This is a genomic window from Terrabacter sp. 2TAF16, assembly GCF_052115065.1.
Classification (GTDB): domain Bacteria; phylum Actinomycetota; class Actinomycetes; order Actinomycetales; family Dermatophilaceae; genus Terrabacter.
The window spans coordinates 1-18,003 of the sequence record NZ_JBFRFZ010000003.1 but is presented as its reverse complement, the minus strand read 5'-3'; the positions used below and the strand labels follow the sequence as shown (position 1 = coordinate 18,003).

Sequence of the window (18,003 nt, the reverse complement as noted above, 5' to 3'; positions counted from 1 at the left end):
GACCAATTCGTGACCGGGCGCACGCTTGTAGGTTGGGCGCATGCCGGACACCGACGTCGACATCGCCCGCGCTGACGATGCGCTCAGCATCCAGGAGCGGCTCTATCCCAACCTCCCGTGCTTCGGCTGCGGGCAGGGGAACCCGAAGGGGCTCCAGCTCAAGAGCTATCCCGTCGGTGACCGCGGTGGCGCTGGCCGTGGCGGTGGCGAACGCGCTGGGGTGACGGCGGCGTTCATGCCGTGGCCCGAGCACGACAACGGCCTCGGCTACCTCAACGGCGGCATCATCGGCACGGTCCTCGACTGCCACAGCGCGGCCGCGGTCATGCTCGAGGCCGAGCGCCAGGGCTGGCCGCCGTTGCCGGGCGCCGACCTCTCCTACGTCACGGCCGGGCTCGACGTGCGCTACCTCCGACCGGCTCCCCTGCACGACGAGGTCGAGCTCTTCGCGACCGTCGCCGAGTCCGACGAGCCGCAGATGACGGTCTCGGTCGAGCTGCGCTTCGACGGCAAGGTGCGTGCGCAAGCGACCGCCGTCTGGAAGCGCTGGCGCCCACGCACCTGACGCCACCGCGGGATGGCCCTCGACGCACTCGCAACCTGCTCCGCAAAACGGAGCAGGTTGCGCGCGCCACGCCTCGGGCTGGTGGCCCTGCCGTCAGTGGCCGAGCGGGGTGTCGTGCGCGGGATGGTGGTGATGGATCGGGCCCTCGGTCGCGGCGAGCCGCTCCCCCGCGCCGCCCCACCGCAGCGCGATGATCTCCGCGGCGATGGAGACGGCCGTCTCCTCGGGCGTGCGGGCGCCGAGGTCGAGGCCGATCGGTGAGCTCATCCGGGCGAGCTCGTCGTCGGTGAGGCCGGCCTCGCGCAGGCGTTCGAGCCGGTCCTCGTGGGTGCGCCGCGAGCCCATCGCGCCGATGTAGGCCACCTCGGGCAGGCGCAGCGCGACCTCGAGCAAAGGCACGTCGAACTTCGGGTCGTGGGTGAGCACGGCGATGACCGTGCGGCTGTCGATGCGGCCCTCGTCGACCTCGTTCTGGAGGTAGTCGTGCGGCCACTTGACGACGACCTCGTCGGCGCCGGGGAAGCGCGTCTTCGTCGCGAAGACGGGCCGGGCGTCGCACACGGTGACGTAGTAGCCGAGGAAGCCGCCGACCCGCGCGACGGCGGCGGCGAAGTCGATGGCGCCGAAGACGAGCATCCGCGGCTTCGGCGCGTGCGCGGCGACGAAGACCCGCATCCCCTCTCCGCGACGCTCCCCGTCGGGGCCGTAGGTGAGGATCGCCGAGCGGCCCTGAGCCAGAAGGCCTCGGGCGTCGTCGCGTACGGCATCGTCCGCGCGCCCGCTGCCGAGCGAGCCGAGCACGGAGGTGTCATCGTCGCCTTCGTCCTCGGCGTGCACGACAACACGGCGGCCGACCCACGTCGGCTCGGGGTGCTCGATGACGGTGACGACGGCGACGGGGCGTCCGGCCGCGATGTCGGCGGCGACGTCGCCGAGCTCGGGGAACGTCTCGCGGGAGACCTTCTCGACGAAGACGTCGAGGATGCCCCCGCAGGTCAGCCCGACGGCATACGCGTCGTCGTCGCTGACGCCGTAGCGCTGGAGCACCGGCCGGCCGGTCTCGACGACCTCCTGGCTCAGCTCATAGACGGCGCCCTCGACGCAGCCTCCGGAGACGGACCCGACGGCCTCGCCGCCGGGGCCGACGAGCATCGAGGCGCCGGCCTGGCGCGGCGCCGAGCGCCACGTGCCGACAACGGTGCCGACGCCGACGGTCTCGCCGGCCGACCACCACTGCATCAGCTCGTCCATCACCTCACGCACGGGCCACCACCTCGATCAGCTCCTCGAACGCCGCGAGCGAGTGCCCAGCGACGAAGTCGTCGATGTGCGGCAGGGCCGCGACGATCCCCTGCTGCACCGGCTCGTAGCCGACCTTCCCGCGGTGCGGGTTGGCCCACACGACCCGGTGCGAGAGGGCGTTGAGGCGTCGCATCTGCTCACCGAGCACCTCCGGTCCCTCGCGTTCCCAACCGTCGGAGAAGACAACGACGACCGAGCCCCGGGCCATACCCCGCCGGCCCCAGCGGTCGAGGAAGGCGCCGATGGCCTCGCCGAGGCGGGTGCCGCCCGACCAGTCGGGGACGACGCGTCCGGCGGCGGCGAGAGCGCGGTCGGGGTCGCGTTCGGTGAGCGCGCGGGTCACGTGGGTCAGGCGGGTGCCCATGGTGAAGACCTCGACGTGGGGCACGGTGCGCACGAAGACGTGGGCGAGGCGGAGGAGGCTGTCGGCATACGGGCTCATGGAGCCGGAGACGTCGATGAGCAGGACGATGCGGCGCGGGCGGGTGCCGCGGCGGCGGTGGTGGATGCGGCCGGGCTCGCCCATCCGGCGCAGCTGCTCGCGGAGCGTGGCGGGCCCGTCGACGGTGCCGCTGCTCGCGCGGACGTGGCGGCGGGCGCGGCGCAGCGGCGAGCGGGGGTCGAGGCTCGCGAAGAGGCGTGCGGCGGCAGCGCGGTCGGCGGCGCTGAGGCTCGCGACGTCGCGGTGGCGCAGCACTTCCTGCGCGCTCGCCTTGGCCTGGATCGTGTCGGCGTCGCCGTCGCCGGCCTCCCCCTCGGTGTCGCCGAGGGGCGCCTGGCGCACGGGTGGACGCTGGATGTCGACGCGGCGTCCCTGCGGGATGGACTCGCCGCCGAACCAGCGCTCGAAGAGCTCGTCGTATGCCGGGAAGTCCGCGGGCGTCGACGTGAGGGTCGAGCGCCCGGCCCAGTAGACGCCGGTGCGCTCGCCCATGCCGACGGTGGCAGCAGCGAGGAGGAAGGTGCGCTCGCGGTCCGCGGTGACGTTGATGCCGGCGGCGCGCAGGGCGCGGGCGAAGCCGAGGAGCAGCTCGTCGACGTCGGGCTCGGTCGGGGGCTGGGGGGCTGCGGCGGGGCGCGCGGCGGGCGAGAGGTCTCGGGTCATGCGGTGAGCAGCTTGTCGAGCGAGGCTCGGATCCTCTCGGAGTCCTCGCGGTACTTGAGGGCGGCGCCGAGGGTGGCGGCGGCGACCTCGGCGTCGAGGCGGGTTGCGCCGACGGTCTCGAGGGCACGCGCCCAGTCGAGGGTCTCGGCGACGCCCGGGGGCTTGATGAGCTCGCCCGACGTGCGGAGGCGCTGGACGAGGGTGACGACCTGCTCGGCCAGGGCGGCGCTCACCTCGGGCAGGCGCGTGCGGACGATCTCGAGCTCGCGGGCCAGGCCGGGGTGGTCGATCCAGTGGTAGAGGCAGCGGCGCTTGAGCGCATCGTGCAGCTCGCGGGTGCGGTTGGAGGTGAGGACGACGATCGGCGGGGTGGCGGCGCTGACGGTGCCGAGCTCGGGGATCGTCACCTGCCAGGTGGAGAGGACCTCGAGGAGGAAGGCCTCGAACTCGTCATCGGCGCGGTCGATCTCGTCGATGAGCAGGACGCAGGGGGCTTCGCGGAGGGCCTGGAGCACGGGTCGGGCGAGGAGGAAGCGCTCGTCGAAGAGCTCGGCCTCGAGGGCCTTGGCGTCGTGGTGCTCCTCGCGGCTGAGGGCCTCGACGGTGCGCAGGTGGAGGATCTGGCGCGGGAAGTCCCAGTCGTAGAGGGCCTGCGTCGCGTCGATGCCCTCGTAGCACTGGAGGCGGATCAGCTTGAGGTCGAGCGCCTGGGCGAGGCCCTCGGCGAGGGCGGTCTTGCCGGTGCCGGGCTCGCCCTCGAGCAGGATCGGCCGGTTCAGCCGGGTCGCGAGGAAGGTGATCGTCGCGAGCGCCTCGTCGGCGAGATAGCCCGTGCCGCCCAGGGCGGTCGTGACGTCGTCGGCACTGTTGAACAGGTGATCCATCCCCTGAGCATCACTCATGAACGGGGGTTGCGGAAGCGGAGGGCCCGTCTAGCGGGACGTGTCGAGCTCCTCGCGGGTGTCGACGTCGCGGCCGGTGGCGAGGTCACCGCACTCGACGAGCTCGTGCGGCGTGGTGCGGAAGTAGGGGCGGGCGCCGTGGTCGCCGGTCGCCGAGGCGATGACCTGCTCCCAGTGGTCGCGCCCGATGAGCGCCGGGTGCCCCGGGACCCCGTCGTATGCCGCCCGGCGCAGGGTCGCTCGGAGCTCGTGGTTGGTAGGGGCGGCCGTCTTGTGAAGCTCGACGGCGTGCTCGTCGGGGTCGGGGTGCGCCGAGTGCGCGTTGTCGACGTGGCCCGGGGCGTCGAGGACTCTTGCGACGACCTCGGGCGTCAGGTCCGGCAGGTCGACGAGGGTGACGAGCACGGCGTCGACGCAGCCCTCGCCCTCGTGGGTCGAGCGGGTGAGGGCGGTGAGGCCGGCTCTTAGCGAAGCGCCCATCCCCTCGTCCCAGTCCGGGCAGGTGACGACGTCGACGTCACGGCCGAGAGCGGTGACGATGGCCGTGACCTCCTCGGCGGCCGCGCCGACGACGACGGTGATGCCGGAGCACCCGCCGGCGTGCAGCAGCGAGACGGCGCGCTCGACGAGAGTCGGCTCGTCCGGGTGGCGGCGAACCAGAGCCTTGGGGCCGCCCATGCGCCTGCCGGCGCCGGCAGCCAGGACTAGCCCGCGGACGTGGGCGGCTCGACCGTGGGTCGCAGCTGGGTGAGGTGCGGTGTCGCTCTCGGTCACACCCGGACCGTACCCGTCGAGGTGCACCTGATCGCTGCTGCGCGGGGGCTCAGATCGCCACGTGGCCCGTGTTGATCAGCAGCACCATCTCGTTGTGGAGTCGGCCCTTGTCGGTGGGCGGTGACTGCGAATACTGCTCGGCGAGCGTCAGGACCGTGTGCCCGACGTCTGCGATCGGGAACCTGACCGGCGCGGGTGGGATGGGCATGAGCGCAGCGGCCTGGTGCGGCACTGCCAGAGCCGCTAGGGCGACGAACAATGCGATCGATGCGCGGCGCGGGAATCGCGGCGGACCATGCCGCTGCACCGCGGGCCTGAGGTCGGACGCGGTGAGGGCCTCTGCGCCGCAGGCTGTTTGGGTTCGGTTCGTGGCAGTCATCGGAGTCCACCTCCAGTCCTACGAGAACTTCCGATCCCCCAATGTGGGCCGCCCACGGCGCGGCTGTCTGTGCGCTCGGCGACACACCGACCAGAACGGGGTGAAAAGCGAGAAAGAGCGGCGCTGACTGCGGCGGAGGCATCGCGGTCGTCACGGTGCGGTGGCGTCGCGTCGCGGTCACACGACGTGAAACTCGATCCGGTAGACCAACGTGTCGTCGTGGATCGGCCCGGAGTGCGCGGCTCGATCACGAAGCGCCTCGAGGTCGGTCTCGCCCGATGCGCGCACGTCCTCGTCCGTCACGCCAGAGAACGGCACGACCTCCATGGAGTCGACCTCGATGACGACCCCCGCGGTCCGGTATCGGCCCCCGACCCTGACCTGCGGACGGTCCCACCGGCGGATCGTGACGGTGATCCCTCCGCGGGCGACCGCATCTCGCAGTTCACGACTGAACATCACCTCGTCACGCTACGTCGCGCAGACCGGCCCCGGTTCAGCCGAGGGGCAGTAGTGAATGTCGCACAGCAGCACCTTGGCCATCCGCACGCGCTAGACGACGGCCTCACGCAGCTCTGATGGCGGCGCAGACATGCCCCGCATAGGCGCTACCGGACCCTTGGAGCCTGAATCAACGTCGTCGCTGACGGGGCGAACGCCATGCGCAACCCCTCGCGCCGGCGGCGAGCAGAAAGGCTGCCGGGCGGCCCAGTCATTGCCTCAGAACTGGACGCCCCTTCCGCCCAGATAGGGCGGGTCGTGCAGCCTGCGGCCAACCGCCCACAGTGGGCTTGGCACATCACGCTCTTAGGGCTGGCCCGGTAGCGCGACGCAGATGTACTGCCTCTAGTTTCTCGCCATCTCGAAGTTCGCAAGTGCCCAGGCAGTAAACGGATGGCTCAGAGCCACAGTCGGGTCCAACATGAGTTTCCCCAGTAGAGTCGGGGCATGCCGGTAGACGTCTCATGCCGCCAGGTCTTCCTCGCCTCACCTGGCGGTCTCGAAGAGGAACGACAAGTGTGCCGTAAGGCATTTCGTCGGTACAACGAATCGCAGTCGTTGGATCACGCCACATCGTTCTTCGTGCACGCATGGGAGGACGTCCCTGGAGGTGTTGGGAGACCCCAGGATCTGATCAACCCGAAGCTCGACGAGTCAGACTTCTTGGTGCTGCTCCTTGGAGATCGGTGGGGGACGCCACCCGCCAATGAAAGCACCTATTCCTCGGGGACGGAGGAAGAGTTTTTTCGGGCGATAGACCTGCTGGCGGACGGAAACTCTTCGCTGCGCGATATACTCGTTCTCTTCAAGACCGTCGACGCTGAGCGTCTGCGCGACCCGGGGCCAAGCCTGCAGGCCGTAATGAACTTCCGTGCACGCCTCGAGGCGTCCAAGAGCATCATGTATGAGGTCTTTGACTCCACTGAGAGTCTGGGCCGCGCACTAGAGAGGAAGATTCGCACATGGTGCCTGCCTCTCGATCAAAAGGTGCCTCGGCGAGTCGACATTCCCGAAGAGACCGTGGACACCTCCGCGATGAGCACCCGAGATCATACCCAACTCGTAGATTCGGCCCGCGAGTACGCGGCCGCCGGCCTGCTGATTCAAGCGGAGGCCGCGTACGCGATCGCCACGAAAAACGGGGACCCCTCTACTTTGCTCGAATTTGGCCAGCTCATGCGCAGGACTGGCAGACTGGAGCAAGCCATGGAGCTCAATCGTAAGGTCATGGAGCAGCCCGAACTATTGTTTTCCAGATCGGCGGACTCAGCCGCGCTGCGAGCACGAGCGACGTCAAATATCGGAGTGATTCAGCGCAAACAAGGAGAGATCTCCTGGTCCTTGCAAACGCTGAAAGAAGCGATTCGGACCGCGGAGGCATCTCGGGAACCGATTCCGAAAGAACAGTGCTATGCCTTGGACAACTACGGCCTGTCACTCCTCCGTGCCAACGAACCCGAACTCGCTCTGAAGCAGTTCGAAAAAGCAGATGGTATTCGTTCTGAGTTTGGAAACAGTCAAGAGAGAGCTCAGTCCGCCATAAACCTGGCGCGCAGGCATTTGGCTATGCAGCACTCGGGAGCGGCCCTTCCCCTCTTTGAGCGCGCGCTCGGACTCCTGACGGAGGAATCCGATGAGCATCTTTTAGCGAATGCACTATGCGGCAAGGCTGAGATTCTTATTTCGTCGGGAGAGTACGATGAAGTTGACGAGTTGCTACGTAAGGCGCTTAGCGCCAACGAACACCTGCACAATCAGGATGGGCTAAGCATTGTCCACTGCCTCTGGGCGCGCTCGTTCCTTCGTAGTGGCAAGCCGGCGGAGGCCGAGAAGCACATTGCTCATGCCGCGGAGATTGTAGCCACCACCGGAAACCCGCAGGGACGGGCGGTGCTGACGCTCCTGCGCGCGGATCTCGCCCGCAGCCAAGGCGACAAAACGTTAGCTCGATCCCTCCTGGCCGAATTCGAAGGCCTGGCCGAATCAGCAGACCCATCGATGGCCGCAGATCACATCTCGTTGAAGTCTGCGCTTCAAGACGACTGAAGCCACTCCCGGCTCGGCCAGAGGAAACAGGTCAAGGGACCCCCTGGAATCGTCCCACACCCCGTATCAATCATGGCGCTGTCGTCGGCGATGAGAGGCTTGCCACTTAGTTGAGGCTTATGGCCGAAGACGCCAAAATGACCCGGCGGCTGAGACAAGCCACTTTGTCGGGCATGCATTGCCAGACATCCGTTGCCAACAAAGCGGTCCTCGAGTGAACGCAGGAATTCTATGTGCTCTTGGGGGATCCGATCATGCAACCGCAACCGTGGGACCTGGGCCTCTTCGCGGCGGTAACTATTAAGCGTGGCGGCACCGCCCATTCGCAAGAAGATGTCCAAGCGGCCCCCTTCGATTGCATCTAAGAATGCCGCATCGTGATGGCCCCGCAGAAAGTGAACATCTCCGCGGAATCTGTGGGAAAAGTCGATCAGAGTTTGAATCACAGCACTTGAATGAGGACCTCTGTTGACGTAATCACCTAAGAAGACGAGACCGTCCACTTCCTTTCGAACGAGGCCAAGTAGTTCTTGCAGGGGCTCGACCTCGCCATGGATGTCGCCCACGAACCCAATGGTTCCTTCAATGGGAGCACTCACAGAATCACCTTCGGCAGTTCGTCATATGGCAGGTCATCCTGCTCATTTGATAAAGCAAGGGCTCCGATATTGGAGAGATCCCTGTCGCTATCCCAAGTATGTTCAATTAGGGCATACAGGTCTCCGTAGGGGTTGGCCTGCAGTTCCCCCACAACGTCGGATAGTCGCTCCACCAAGTCTTGGAATGCTGATTCACTTGCTTCCGGCCGAACTGCCTTATGAGAGGAGAGAATGGAGGTCAACGACGGATCGCTCATGCGGCGTGAGATCTCGCGAACTGAGAAGCAAGGGGTCCCTTGATCAAGCGCCTTCGCGTATAGCGCGGAACGAAGTAGATACCGGGCAACCTGCGTGAGCCCTTCGATAAAGTTAGTTCGGTCGGCTGGTGAGACATCCAGTACCGGACTAAGCGACCGGATGCGTCCGAGAACTGAACCGGTCGGAGGTGGTTCGATCTGCCTAAGCAACGATTCAAATCGACCAGAGGAATCTGCGAGGATTTGTCCATCTCTTGCTAGGTGGTACCCAAAGAGAGTGCGGGAGGCCTCGAGAAGTTCAAATTCCGAGTAGTAGCCGACGCTCACGCTTCCATCGGGTGCGGCCATGAGGCCAGAATAGTTGAGTGCTAAGACGTCGAGATCTGACTCAGTGTCTTGATCGCCCCGGGCCCAACTGCCATAAAGCAGCAGGCCGTCGAAAGTGCCGAGCAGTTTGCTGCGCAGTTCGTTGCGCAAGTCGGAGGGGACCTCCCTAGACACGAGAAGTTCGTTGACGGGTTCCCACTCACTGTCAGTGGGCCCAAGGGCGAGGGGGCGACGAGGCACAGCGACAAGTTTGGCACGCACCCTTGAGTTTCGATATGCATCGAAGGATGGGTCGCCTAGGCCAACGACAGGGCCGTCAAGCCGAGCGGTGTACGGCCTGCATGCCTCCGTTTGCAGCGTGCCAACAAGCTGCTTGTCGCGCTGGCCTCCTCGCAGCGTTGGGGATTCTCGCCCATCCCTTCCTTCACTACAATCCCTGCTCCAGTCTCGCGCTGGGACTGGCATGATCCATAGGGGACCGCGTGCTTAGACTCCGCCGGAGGATGGGACTGAGCCATGATCGACGACGGTGATTCTTCACCTCCAGGCGACGAGGCGAATGGCCCGCCACCATCTGAGGTGCCAGGCCGCATCGCAGCGCAAGCTGCGGGCGCCGTTTTAGGTGCCGCTCTCGCTGGCCCCCTTGGCCCGTGGGGCGGGATACTGGGCGCTGGCCTCACTCCCATCTTTGAGATGGTCGTGTCTTGGGACCAGCGGGCGTGGCAACGAGCGGAAACGTCCCTGCGCGAGGGAGCCGTTGAAGCAGGGCTTACCCCGCAAGAACTGGCGGACTGGGCCAAGGATAACGATGATCGCTTGCGCCTAACCATCGACGTTGTTGAAGCCGCGATGCACGCTCGAGACGACGCGACCATCACTGCCCTAGCCCGGGTGCTGGCTGACGGTTGCGCTGACGACGCACGTCTTGACGTCGACCAGCTCTACGTGGCGGCGCTCCGCGAGATGCGCCCTGCGGACATCCAGGTCCTGCGTGTGTTTGTACGGGAGATCAATGACAGGGATGACTTCAGCGGGATGGTGGCCTTCAACGTGCAGGATGATGGCCACCTCTTCGAGCCTCCACCCCTGGGCGAGAGTCGCGAATACTCACTGTCCCACATGCGCGATCGGCTTCCCCAGCTTGAGGAGGGGATGGAGTTCATCTTCGCGACGCTCGTGAGGCTTGGATGCCTGGTGGACGGCACGCCACGTCAGGCGATCGACGGAGGATCGCCGTTCTTCATCGCAAGCAAGTTCGGCCGATCATCTCTTGACTTCTTGGATGGTCGTCACGACAAGGAACGCAGCGGCGGCTAGCGTCAAACGCGTCACTCCGCCGCGACTTGACCCCGATCTCCTGAGCGCGCCGCACCCGCTTCATGTCGCAACTGATCGAAGGCAGAGTTTCTCGCTCCCGGCAAGACGGGACTCTGCACGTCAGGGGGCGGTGGATAGCGAATCGCAAAGACCATCATCCCTGTCCAAGCGCCATCAGCTGGCGTTGAGCCACACTTGGCCGATGACATGGCCTTCCGATCCCACATGCAACTGCGAGCGAACCATCACGACAGAGGACGGCAAGATCGTCAAGTTGACCCACGTCGACATGCCTCTCCCCCTACGCCACCTGTATGAGTTGCCAGCGCTGGGTGCTGCGGCTGTTCCGGTGTATCGCGGCGCGCTGGATATAGATGGCAAGCGATGTCGCGGCCTGGTCTGGCTTTCAATGGCGCCGATCCCCCGCATCACGGTCGAGGCCATGCGGACCACGCCAGCCAGCGCTGCGGATTTGCACGCCCTCCTGGCTGATGACGAGCCAGGCTGGGTCTCACGACCCAAGGTAAAACTTGTTCGACGTAAGACCGGTGTCCCTCTCCAGCCCCGAACCGCGAGACGTGCGCGCCCTAGCGACACCGGCAAGAACCGCGTGGGACCTCTCGTGCCCGGGCCCATCAGCGTCGGTGACGGCTCGCGCATGGACCAAGTGACCTTTTTCGTGACCAATGGATGGTCGGGGGGCTACGGCCCGCCAACATGTCATGACGGACGTCTAGTTAACGGCCGCCTTTCGATGACCATGGACGAGTGGGACGTCCGTATCGAGCCACGTGGCGACGTACTCGGCAAAGAACTGCAGGAGCATATGCGCACTTCCGGTGAGCACACGGTCACGCACGTCGCACGCCTACGGCGCGCGGACGCGACCCCGTTCAGTGAGTCTGCAGCATTGGCCGTACTGAGGGAATTTGATGACCTGCTTTCTTTCGGGACAGGCCGCACCATCAGTTGTCTTCTGCCTGTCGGCTGGCTTGCCGGTGCGCCCGTTTGGACGCATTGGGCGGCACTTCGAGCTGTGGACCCGCCGCTTCAAGTGACGTCTTGGGTGCATGACACCACGGCGGTTCCACAGATGACCGCGCTGTTAGCTGCTGGCCACAACGCATACCGCAACCCTTTGATATGCGAATCATTTCGAGCAGCCCTTACCTTCTACCTGACAGCCAATTTCGACGCACCCGCGACAATGGGAACTCTGATGTCTGTTAGCGGCATGCAGATCGTTGCCTATGCCCACTTCGTCTCAGATCCAGCCTGCCAGAGCCCTGTAAAGAAAAACGATTGGGAGTCGCTCTCAGCCGTTTCGATTCTACGTAAGATACTGAAACCCACCCTTGTCGACATGGCCGTTCCTCCTTGGCTGACAAATCTAGCCAAGAGGTACAGCGACTCAGTGATTAGCAATCCCAAACAGCCACCGCCCGACGCGCTCTCTGTTGTTATAAAGCTACGCAACAGCGTGGCTCACCCGTCTACGAAGGCCCTAGGAAAGTGGACGCACTACGATTGGGTCGAGGCAGGGTTTTACTCCATGCACTTCTTTGAAGTGCTGCTGCTTTGGTGGCTCGGCTACGACGGGGAATATAGGCCTAGGACAGACCCCTCTGCGAACAAGACGGTCCCGTGGGCGACAAATTTCCCTACCGGACTTGGAAAGGGGCCCGCCAACACAGAACCATGATCAGGGCGCCGTTTGCCAAAGGACGGTCACCGTGCCGCCTGTTTTGTCAGTGCGGCGCAGTGGCACGAGCTCCAGGCGATCGGGGTCGGCGATGCAACCCGTTAAGCTGTCGATTTGCGCGTTGGCTTGGCGACGACTTACCTCTACCTCGGGTGGGTGGGTCGCTCGGACACACAGGGCGGGCACAGGGAGCGCCAGCGTGCCAGTACAAGCCCGCGTCATATCGGCTCCCCTCTGTCGTCAAGATGCCGGGATCGGCTCTGTGGAGTGTGCGCCGGCGCTGGTCGCCGTCAAGGTCGTTCGTCCGGCGGGGCGCTGCACCTTGACGGCTCCGGCGCGTCGACGCGGCCGCTGGGGAGCCGAGCCCGGGCAAGGGTTCGCACCGGCCGCAGCGACGGGTAGCGTCGTAGGTGCGGGTCCGGGAAGTGGCTGATCCGAAGTGTCGATGTGCGGGGGCAGGTCGGCCGCGCTGGATTCTTGAGTCGCCCCGCAGTGCCCTCCCGTGCCCGTTTCAACGGCACGAGCGTCGATCACGAGCTGGCGATAGAGCGCGTCGGAGATCCTGCGCTTGAGGCACCTGAGCGCCTCGAGCGGCTTCTTGCCCTCGGCGCTTGCGTCGGTAGTAAACCCTGCCGTCGGTGTTGAGACGGATCTGGCTGACCGCGGCAATGTGGATCATGTGGTTCATCCGCCGGTTCCCGGCCCGCGACAGCCGGTGCCGGTCCTGCTCCCCCGAGGACGCGTCCAAGGGCGCGTGCCGGTCCAAGACGCGAACCGGTTCCGGTCGGCGAACCGGGCGATGTCGCCGACGTCGGCAGGTCCGCGCGGCGACCACCGGACCGACCCCACGCAGGTCCATCAACGTCGAGCCACGGGCGATCACCATCACCTTGAGCTCCTTGGTGAGCGCCTTGATCTTCTTCTCCACCGCGACAAGCCTCGGTCAGCTGCTCGACCGCGAGGCGTCGCCGGGTCTTGCCTGCCAAGGTCCCGGGGCCGCATCGAAGCGAGAATCCCTTTGGCCTGCAATGCGGTCAGGTCTTTCTTCGCCTTCCCTGGGGTCAGCTCGGACAGCAGCCGCTGCAACCGGTTGACCGTCTGGACGCGTTGCCGGGTCAGCTCCTCACGCCGGTCGGCCAGCATCCGTAGCGCCTCGAGTTCGCCGTCGTAGGACAACACCCGCAGCCCCTGGGTGCGTACCGCGACCTCAGCGACAGCGTGCGCGTCGTGGGCGTCGGTCTTGCGGTTATGGCCGGTGTCGAGCAGCCGGGCCCGCGCCGACAGTTTCGCGGGGACGTCCACGACGTGCTCACCGTCGGCGAGCAGCCGCTGCGCCAGCGGACGGCCGGCGCCGTTGCTGCCCTCAACCGCCCAAACCCGCTCGGGCCACCCCCGCACGCGCTGGCGCATCGCGGCGTACCCGGCCTTGTCAGTGGCGAACACCCGTGCCAAGCACGCTCTCGTGGTCATCGACGACCTCGATCGTCACCGACAGCTTGTGGGGATCGACCCCGATGAACACCGTCGCCATCTCGCCACCTCGCCTCGTCCTGTCTCGCTCGTGGACCTTAAGGGATTACGAAGCGGGCATTGCTGTTAAGAGCAGGGCAGTCCCCTCTGGAGCCACACCTCTTCACGGCACCCGGCGGGAAGCAAACCGAAAGAGAGCCACACCAATCACACTGGTGGGCAGCCGCGAGAAGAGCAGCCCGCCAGGCACCTAGAACCGAGTCTGGCCGGACACCGGTCCTGCCGACAATCGTCTAACAGCCGCGAATTGACCCTTGTGAGTGGCTCGCCAGATCGCCCCAAGCTGCTTACAGGCTGGACCAGTCCGGAAGCTCATCGAGCGCATCCAGGAGCGCCCAAGGGATTAGCGATAGCGAGTCCTGGAGCACTTCTTCAAGGGCCGTAGCATCCCTATTCGAATCAACATTTAGTGCTTTTGCCCACCTGGTGGGCGAGTAGCGAGAAAGCATAGATAAGGTCCAAAGTACGGCCCATAGGATGATCGTCGGGTGACAAGAACGATCTTCCGACACAAACGCCGGGAGGGCATACCACTGATCACCAACCCGGATTGTGCGCGCCTCAAGAGCTTGCTGTCGGAACACCTCGCTGCCTACGTGGTCCGAGTGCTCAAACTTGAGGCAGAACTGCATCCCTGAGTTGCCAATAATCAGTTGAGGGTCAAAGTCGGGACGCGGCTCCGCCCCGCGGAGACTCGGGTAGTGCTCATTGATGTACTCAGAGAGCAACCTTCGGGAGGCCTCGATACTCAAATTTCGCAGTTCTTCATTCGGCGGCCAGTTGCCAGTCCGGGCGAAGACGTAGGGCGAAGCAATGATGACGCCGAAGCCAGAATGTGCGACATGCTGAACTGCGATAGCCCGTGGTCGATCTGACCAGGATGAATCGGGCAGATGCAAAGGAAGTGCCGCCAAGAGATCTCCCAGATCAACAGGGTTGGGGAGCCCAGGCGATCGGAGAAGTCTGGCGAGCGCAGTGAAGGAGCCTCCCGGCGCGTCTGTTTGCTGCACTTGAATGCTTACGGTCGAACGGTCGAGGCTTCCCCTGTGATCGATCCCGTGGTTACTGAGCCAAAACCGCTTGTCATCCGGCTCGAGCGCCGCCGCCACGGCCCGCGTCCCCTGAGAGAGCCCATAAAAGAGGTTGATCGGCCTTGTCTCCGGACCTAGGTGACTTGCGCTTCGTACCAGCTGCTCCGCCTGCTCCAGGGCAGTCGTGAAGGTCTGACGCCGCTCCCTATTCTTAGAGGCGTGGCCGGGCGGATTTGCACGGAGCCAACGAAGCCTTTGCCAACAGCGATCTGCATCCACGAACTCACGCTACTTGGACGGGGCGCTCGACGGTGCTTCGTCCAGTCCGGGCGCGCCGGCGACATCTGCAGTTCTCGGCGAATCTGGGCCTGGGCGTGGGCTGTGAGTGGTTGGTGCCAAATCTCGAGTCGCTCGAGTTGTTGGGCGCAAACTCGCGAGGACTGCACTGCGGACAGTGACCGCGCTCGTCCACCGCGCAAATTCGCCCCGCACTCGATCGCACAGCGCCGCTCGACCAGAGGTCACAAACCGATCGAGCGACACTGGCGCGTCCATCCGCCGCGTCATTTCGCCGCGTGGAGTCGCCCGATAGGCGAACACCGCCCGCACACCCGTCCAAACGTGGCCCCACAATGGCGTCATGACCGAACCAGACGAGCCCTCAGTCCCTCCCCAGTTCCTTGCGGACGAGACACTCTTCAGGTGTGAGGTCCGCACGCCCGACCCCGATGCAGTTTCAACACGAAGACGGACCCAAGGCACCGTCGCTGCTTACCCGGTGGGATCGGAGGCGGCGCCATTGGCGGGCACGCTCTCCTACTTCACGGACGGGGACCGCTTGGAGACGATTAGCTTCTGTGTCCAACCGGAGGCACGTGGTATGGGTTGCGCTACCGAGATGGTGAAGGCACTCCGGCGTACGTATCCGGGTTTCACGCTCTCGAGCAGCCCGGCGAGGCCCACTCAACTGGGGCGTGACACGCTGGTGGCGCTTCACAAGCGGGGGCTGGTGGACGAACTCCGGATCGATTTGGAGGGCGAGGTGTGCGAACCCGAGACGGGTCGCTGTGACGGGCGCTGAGTGTCCCTTTACGCCGCGAGCCGACCCTCAGGGGGCGGTCGTCGTTTACCGTATCTGCCGATGAGCGCGCCGCCGGTGCCGCCTCCGCCTCCGCCTCCGCCTCCGCCTCCGCCAAAAGTCTCACGGGATCGCCAGCATTGGGACGCCCTCTCCAATACGCATCCACTGACGGTCGTTCATCTCGAAGAACAGTCGGGCGTCGATAAGGATGCTCCTGGCCCAAATGGCATGCTCCGCCGGCGTCATTGCGATCGAACTACGACCCGACGAGCCTCCGAAGTCAACGGAGTACTGCGTGACTTTTCCCGCCTCGAGTTTATGCTCGATCAGCGCGTCGATCCCCCAAGGGTCGTAGCGGATGCGCACTTTGAACGCTGGGGTTTCGTTGGACTCGTTTCGTACGGTGAAGCGCATCTGATTGATGTACTCGTGGTTGTAACCACCGACCATCGTCTCGAGCCTGACGAGTTCGGCCTCCTTCCGATCCTCGAGCTCACGCTGCGTCTGCGACATGGCGGCTCGACGCGCTTCACGACGCCGAGCCCTCTCCTCACCTTGGAAGGCGCGTGCGGCGATTAGCACGGCCGCGATAGTGCCTAACCCACCGACCCAGGTTCCCACAGCGCCGACTCCATCCCAGCGGGCCGCGCACGAGGAATCATCCCGGCAGGCACCGACGAAACTCCCCCACCAGAAGGCCATCGAGCTACCGACGACCAGACCAACGATCACCCAGATGGTCGGCCCCAGCCAGTCATGCTTTTCTCGGTCATCGTCCACCCTCGGAGCCTAGGCGCAGGCACGACTAATCGGCTCAACGACGAGACTTCGTTCGATCTCGGACACGGCGCCCGCAAATGCGGCGCTGAGACCGCCACGCGTGCCGCCGACCTGCTGCTGCGGCAGTTGCCGTCTATGCGACTTGCCGCGGTCGCCCGATGACAGCGTGAGCTGGCCCAAGGCCGTACGGTCATGCGGCTACGCGTGGCTCAGGCCACCGAGCCAGGGTGGACTGAAGCTGTCTCGGCTGCCGGTATCGCCATGTGAAGTCCGGGCATCAGGAGTTGCAGTTCCGCCTCGTGACCGATGAGGCGATCCCGCAAGCGAATGAGAGCCCTGGCGTACTCCAGAGGATGCCGCTCGACATGGCTCAGGAGAGCCAGACAATCCACCTCCATCGCCCGAAGCGTCCCGACCACGTCCTCTCGGCGATCAATCTGATCGCAAACGTCCAAGATCCTCATGCGCGCGTCTAGGACCGAATCAACACAGCGCTGCCGGTCATCGGCATTGTCGACCAGACCCACGTCGACCGAATGGGCGAAGGCGCGTTTGCCAGCGAGCCGGTCGATGAGGTTCTGGACGAGGCGTTCATCCCGCGACTCGGCTCGCCGCTGCTCTCGCTTGCGGTCGATTCCTAGGCCAAACACCAGTCCGAGAAAGGTGCCGAGGAGTCCCGCAGTCAGGTCGCTAGGAAACGTCGTCCAAGTCATGGCGCGAGCCGAGCATGTAGCAGCCACCATGGCGGCCAAGAGGTGCGATCCCTTGACTACTCAGGTGCGGTCGCCCGCTCGTGCCGCGGATGGTGCGTCACTCCGCCGCCTGCCGGGCGTGTCCGGCTCACCAACATGCTTGATAGGTGGGTGAACTTCGCCCGCTTTGGCAGCGTCATCCCCGGACGTGATCACAGCCGGCCCAGCCAATGGTGGTGCGGCACAACGGCTGCGAGAGCTTCTCGCATCCAGGCTCGCTGCTGCCGGGTGAGGGTAGGGAGGGTGGCCTCGAAGGCGGGCTCATCCTTCGCGCGACCCAGTCGGGCCTTAAAGACAAGAACGATCTCTGGGAGCAGATACCGAATGCCGTCACTGCCAAGCCACGTCACCTCCTCGACGGGGCGACATGCCCGGGAAGGAACTTGTTCGTCCAAAGCCCGCCGGCGTCCGGAGTCAGGGGGATGTCGACTATCCACGGCGAGGCGGCATCCGAACGCAGCCAGAACTGGCTTGCCGGCTCATCGACGGTGGCCCAACGGTCGCCCAGAGGGTGCAGGACCCCACCGACGTTGTTCCAGACGTGCCACCGCCCCTTCATAAACTCGACGAACGCGGGCACGTCGCACACCAGCATCGAGACATCGGTGTCTTCGTGCTCGCGTCGGTATCCGGTGGCGGCTTCGATGGCCCAGCCGCCGACGACCCACCACGGCCGGTCGAATCCGCTCATCTCCTCGGCGAACTCGCTGGGCTCCATCGGACGCCAAGCACCGTAGAGATCCAGGAAGGCGGTCTTCCGCGCTTCCTCCTCCTCAGACCGCTCAACCGGCGCTCGTTGGCACACCTCAAGCACCCTTCCGTACCTAACGCGCGGCATACCGCAGAGATGACTTAGCGTCCCTGCGCATGCCGCGATCCGCTCGTTCAGGGAGAAGGCCGCGGGGGGGTCTGTCAGGCGAACGGTGTAACTGGCGTTTTCATGGTTAGAGGTTCTCCGGCGCCGGCATGCGCGCCTCGAAGGTGACCGCGAACGCGTTCAGGGCCGGCTTCCACCGGGTGACCCATCGTGCCTGCCCGAGTCCTTTGGGGTCC

18 protein-coding genes are annotated in these 18,003 nt (G+C 65.2%); 4 read left to right on the top strand and 14 right to left on the bottom strand.

The features are described from left to right. Positions 1-40: 40 nt before the first annotated feature. Positions 41-565: a PaaI family thioesterase gene (locus tag AB4Z14_RS03930; RefSeq protein WP_442274041.1), complete on the top strand. Its 525-nt coding sequence runs from the start codon at positions 41-43 to the stop codon at positions 563-565. Between the two features lie 93 nt (positions 566-658). On the opposite strand, the gene AB4Z14_RS03925 is transcribed toward AB4Z14_RS03930, so the two are convergent. From AB4Z14_RS03925 to AB4Z14_RS03900, 6 genes are all read right to left on the bottom strand, one after another. Continuing rightward, on the bottom strand, positions 659-1,828 hold the full coding sequence (locus AB4Z14_RS03925) for an XdhC family protein (RefSeq protein ID WP_442274040.1): 1,170 nt from the start codon (positions 1,826-1,828) through the stop codon (positions 659-661). Then, entirely contained in the window at positions 1,821-2,972 is a 1,152-nt protein-coding gene (locus tag AB4Z14_RS03920; RefSeq protein WP_442274039.1) for a vWA domain-containing protein, read from the bottom strand. The genes AB4Z14_RS03925 and AB4Z14_RS03920 overlap by 8 nt, the downstream gene beginning before the upstream one ends. Further along, positions 2,969-3,856, bottom strand: a complete 888-nt coding sequence (locus tag AB4Z14_RS03915; RefSeq protein WP_442274038.1) for an AAA family ATPase — start codon at positions 3,854-3,856, stop codon at positions 2,969-2,971. The genes AB4Z14_RS03920 and AB4Z14_RS03915 overlap by 4 nt, the downstream gene beginning before the upstream one ends. A 48-nt stretch (positions 3,857-3,904) precedes the next feature. Continuing rightward, on the bottom strand, positions 3,905-4,648 hold the full coding sequence (locus AB4Z14_RS03910; RefSeq protein ID WP_442274037.1) for a nucleotidyltransferase family protein: 744 nt from the start codon (positions 4,646-4,648) through the stop codon (positions 3,905-3,907). Positions 4,649-4,697: 49 nt separating this feature from the next. Continuing rightward, positions 4,698-5,027, bottom strand: a complete 330-nt coding sequence (locus AB4Z14_RS03905) for a hypothetical protein (protein WP_442274036.1) — start codon at positions 5,025-5,027, stop codon at positions 4,698-4,700. 177 nt (positions 5,028-5,204) lie between these two features. After that, positions 5,205-5,486, bottom strand: a complete 282-nt coding sequence (locus AB4Z14_RS03900; protein WP_442274035.1) for an ASCH domain-containing protein — start codon at positions 5,484-5,486, stop codon at positions 5,205-5,207. Positions 5,487-5,975: 489 nt separating this feature from the next. On the opposite strand from AB4Z14_RS03900, the gene AB4Z14_RS03895 reads away from it, so the two are divergent. After that, positions 5,976-7,574, top strand: coding sequence for a DUF4062 domain-containing protein (locus tag AB4Z14_RS03895; protein ID WP_442274034.1), 1,599 nt, complete (start codon positions 5,976-5,978; stop codon positions 7,572-7,574). Here the strand turns inward: AB4Z14_RS03895 and AB4Z14_RS03890 are convergent. Both AB4Z14_RS03890 and AB4Z14_RS03885 read right to left on the bottom strand, forming a co-directional pair. Beyond that, entirely contained in the window at positions 7,562-8,140 is a 579-nt protein-coding gene (locus AB4Z14_RS03890) for a metallophosphoesterase (protein WP_442274033.1), read from the bottom strand. The genes AB4Z14_RS03895 and AB4Z14_RS03890 overlap by 13 nt on opposite strands. Before the next feature lie 29 nt (positions 8,141-8,169). Further along, on the bottom strand, positions 8,170-8,931 hold the full coding sequence (locus AB4Z14_RS03885) for a hypothetical protein (RefSeq protein ID WP_442274032.1): 762 nt from the start codon (positions 8,929-8,931) through the stop codon (positions 8,170-8,172). Positions 8,932-9,273: 342 nt separating this feature from the next. Between AB4Z14_RS03885 and AB4Z14_RS03880 the strand changes: the two genes are divergently transcribed. Both AB4Z14_RS03880 and AB4Z14_RS03875 read left to right on the top strand, forming a co-directional pair. Next, positions 9,274-10,074, top strand: coding sequence for a hypothetical protein (locus AB4Z14_RS03880; RefSeq protein WP_442274031.1), 801 nt, complete (start codon positions 9,274-9,276; stop codon positions 10,072-10,074). A 760-nt stretch (positions 10,075-10,834) separates the two neighbouring features. Beyond that, a complete protein-coding gene (locus tag AB4Z14_RS03875; RefSeq protein WP_442274030.1) occupies positions 10,835-11,776 on the top strand; it encodes a hypothetical protein in 942 nt (313 codons plus the stop codon). A gap of 511 nt (positions 11,777-12,287) precedes the next feature. Here AB4Z14_RS03875 and AB4Z14_RS03870 read toward each other — a convergent pair. From AB4Z14_RS03870 to AB4Z14_RS03845, 6 genes are all read right to left on the bottom strand, one after another. Then, positions 12,288-12,704 carry a transposase gene (locus AB4Z14_RS03870; RefSeq protein ID WP_442274029.1) on the bottom strand — a complete coding sequence of 139 codons (417 nt, stop codon included), beginning with the start codon at positions 12,702-12,704 and terminating at the stop codon, positions 12,288-12,290. Further along, the gene (locus AB4Z14_RS03865) at positions 12,662-13,219 is read right to left on the bottom strand and encodes an IS110 family transposase (protein ID WP_442274028.1); all 558 of its coding nucleotides are present in this window, start codon (positions 13,217-13,219) and stop codon (positions 12,662-12,664) included. The genes AB4Z14_RS03870 and AB4Z14_RS03865 overlap by 43 nt, the downstream gene beginning before the upstream one ends. Before the next feature lie 374 nt (positions 13,220-13,593). After that, a complete protein-coding gene (locus AB4Z14_RS03860) occupies positions 13,594-14,616 on the bottom strand; it encodes a YaaC family protein (RefSeq protein ID WP_442274027.1) in 1,023 nt (340 codons plus the stop codon). 922 nt (positions 14,617-15,538) lie between these two features. Beyond that, positions 15,539-16,198 carry a hypothetical protein gene (locus AB4Z14_RS03855; RefSeq protein ID WP_442274026.1) on the bottom strand — a complete coding sequence of 220 codons (660 nt, stop codon included), beginning with the start codon at positions 16,196-16,198 and terminating at the stop codon, positions 15,539-15,541. Positions 16,199-16,407: 209 nt separating this feature from the next. Then, positions 16,408-16,911 (bottom strand): hypothetical protein, encoded by a 504-nt coding sequence (locus AB4Z14_RS03850; protein WP_442274025.1) that lies wholly within the window; start codon positions 16,909-16,911, stop codon positions 16,408-16,410. 385 nt (positions 16,912-17,296) lie between these two features. Beyond that, positions 17,297-17,668, bottom strand: coding sequence for a hypothetical protein (locus tag AB4Z14_RS03845; RefSeq protein WP_442274024.1), 372 nt, complete (start codon positions 17,666-17,668; stop codon positions 17,297-17,299). Positions 17,669-18,003 lie beyond the last annotated feature (335 nt).

Bases quoted from the DNA above. Each gene is read 5' to 3' on its own strand.
- AB4Z14_RS03900 (WP_442274035.1), bottom strand. From the start codon at position 5,486: ATGTTCAGTCGTGAACTGCGAGATGCGGTCGCCCGCGGAGGGATCACC.
- AB4Z14_RS03920 (WP_442274039.1), bottom strand. From the start codon at position 2,972: ATGACCCGAGACCTCTCGCCCGCCGCGCGCCCCGCCGCAGCCCCCCAG.
- AB4Z14_RS03850 (WP_442274025.1), bottom strand. From the start codon at position 16,911: ATGACTTGGACGACGTTTCCTAGCGACCTGACTGCGGGACTCCTCGGC.
- AB4Z14_RS03930 (WP_442274041.1), top strand. From the start codon at position 41: ATGCCGGACACCGACGTCGACATCGCCCGCGCTGACGATGCGCTCAGC.
- AB4Z14_RS03905 (WP_442274036.1), bottom strand. From the start codon at position 5,027: ATGACTGCCACGAACCGAACCCAAACAGCCTGCGGCGCAGAGGCCCTC.
- AB4Z14_RS03880 (WP_442274031.1), top strand. From the start codon at position 9,274: ATGATCGACGACGGTGATTCTTCACCTCCAGGCGACGAGGCGAATGGC.
- AB4Z14_RS03875 (WP_442274030.1), top strand. From the start codon at position 10,835: ATGGACGAGTGGGACGTCCGTATCGAGCCACGTGGCGACGTACTCGGC.
- AB4Z14_RS03845 (WP_442274024.1), bottom strand. From the start codon at position 17,668: ATGGAGCCCAGCGAGTTCGCCGAGGAGATGAGCGGATTCGACCGGCCG.
- AB4Z14_RS03895 (WP_442274034.1), top strand. From the start codon at position 5,976: ATGCCGGTAGACGTCTCATGCCGCCAGGTCTTCCTCGCCTCACCTGGC.
- AB4Z14_RS03915 (WP_442274038.1), bottom strand. From the start codon at position 3,856: ATGGATCACCTGTTCAACAGTGCCGACGACGTCACGACCGCCCTGGGC.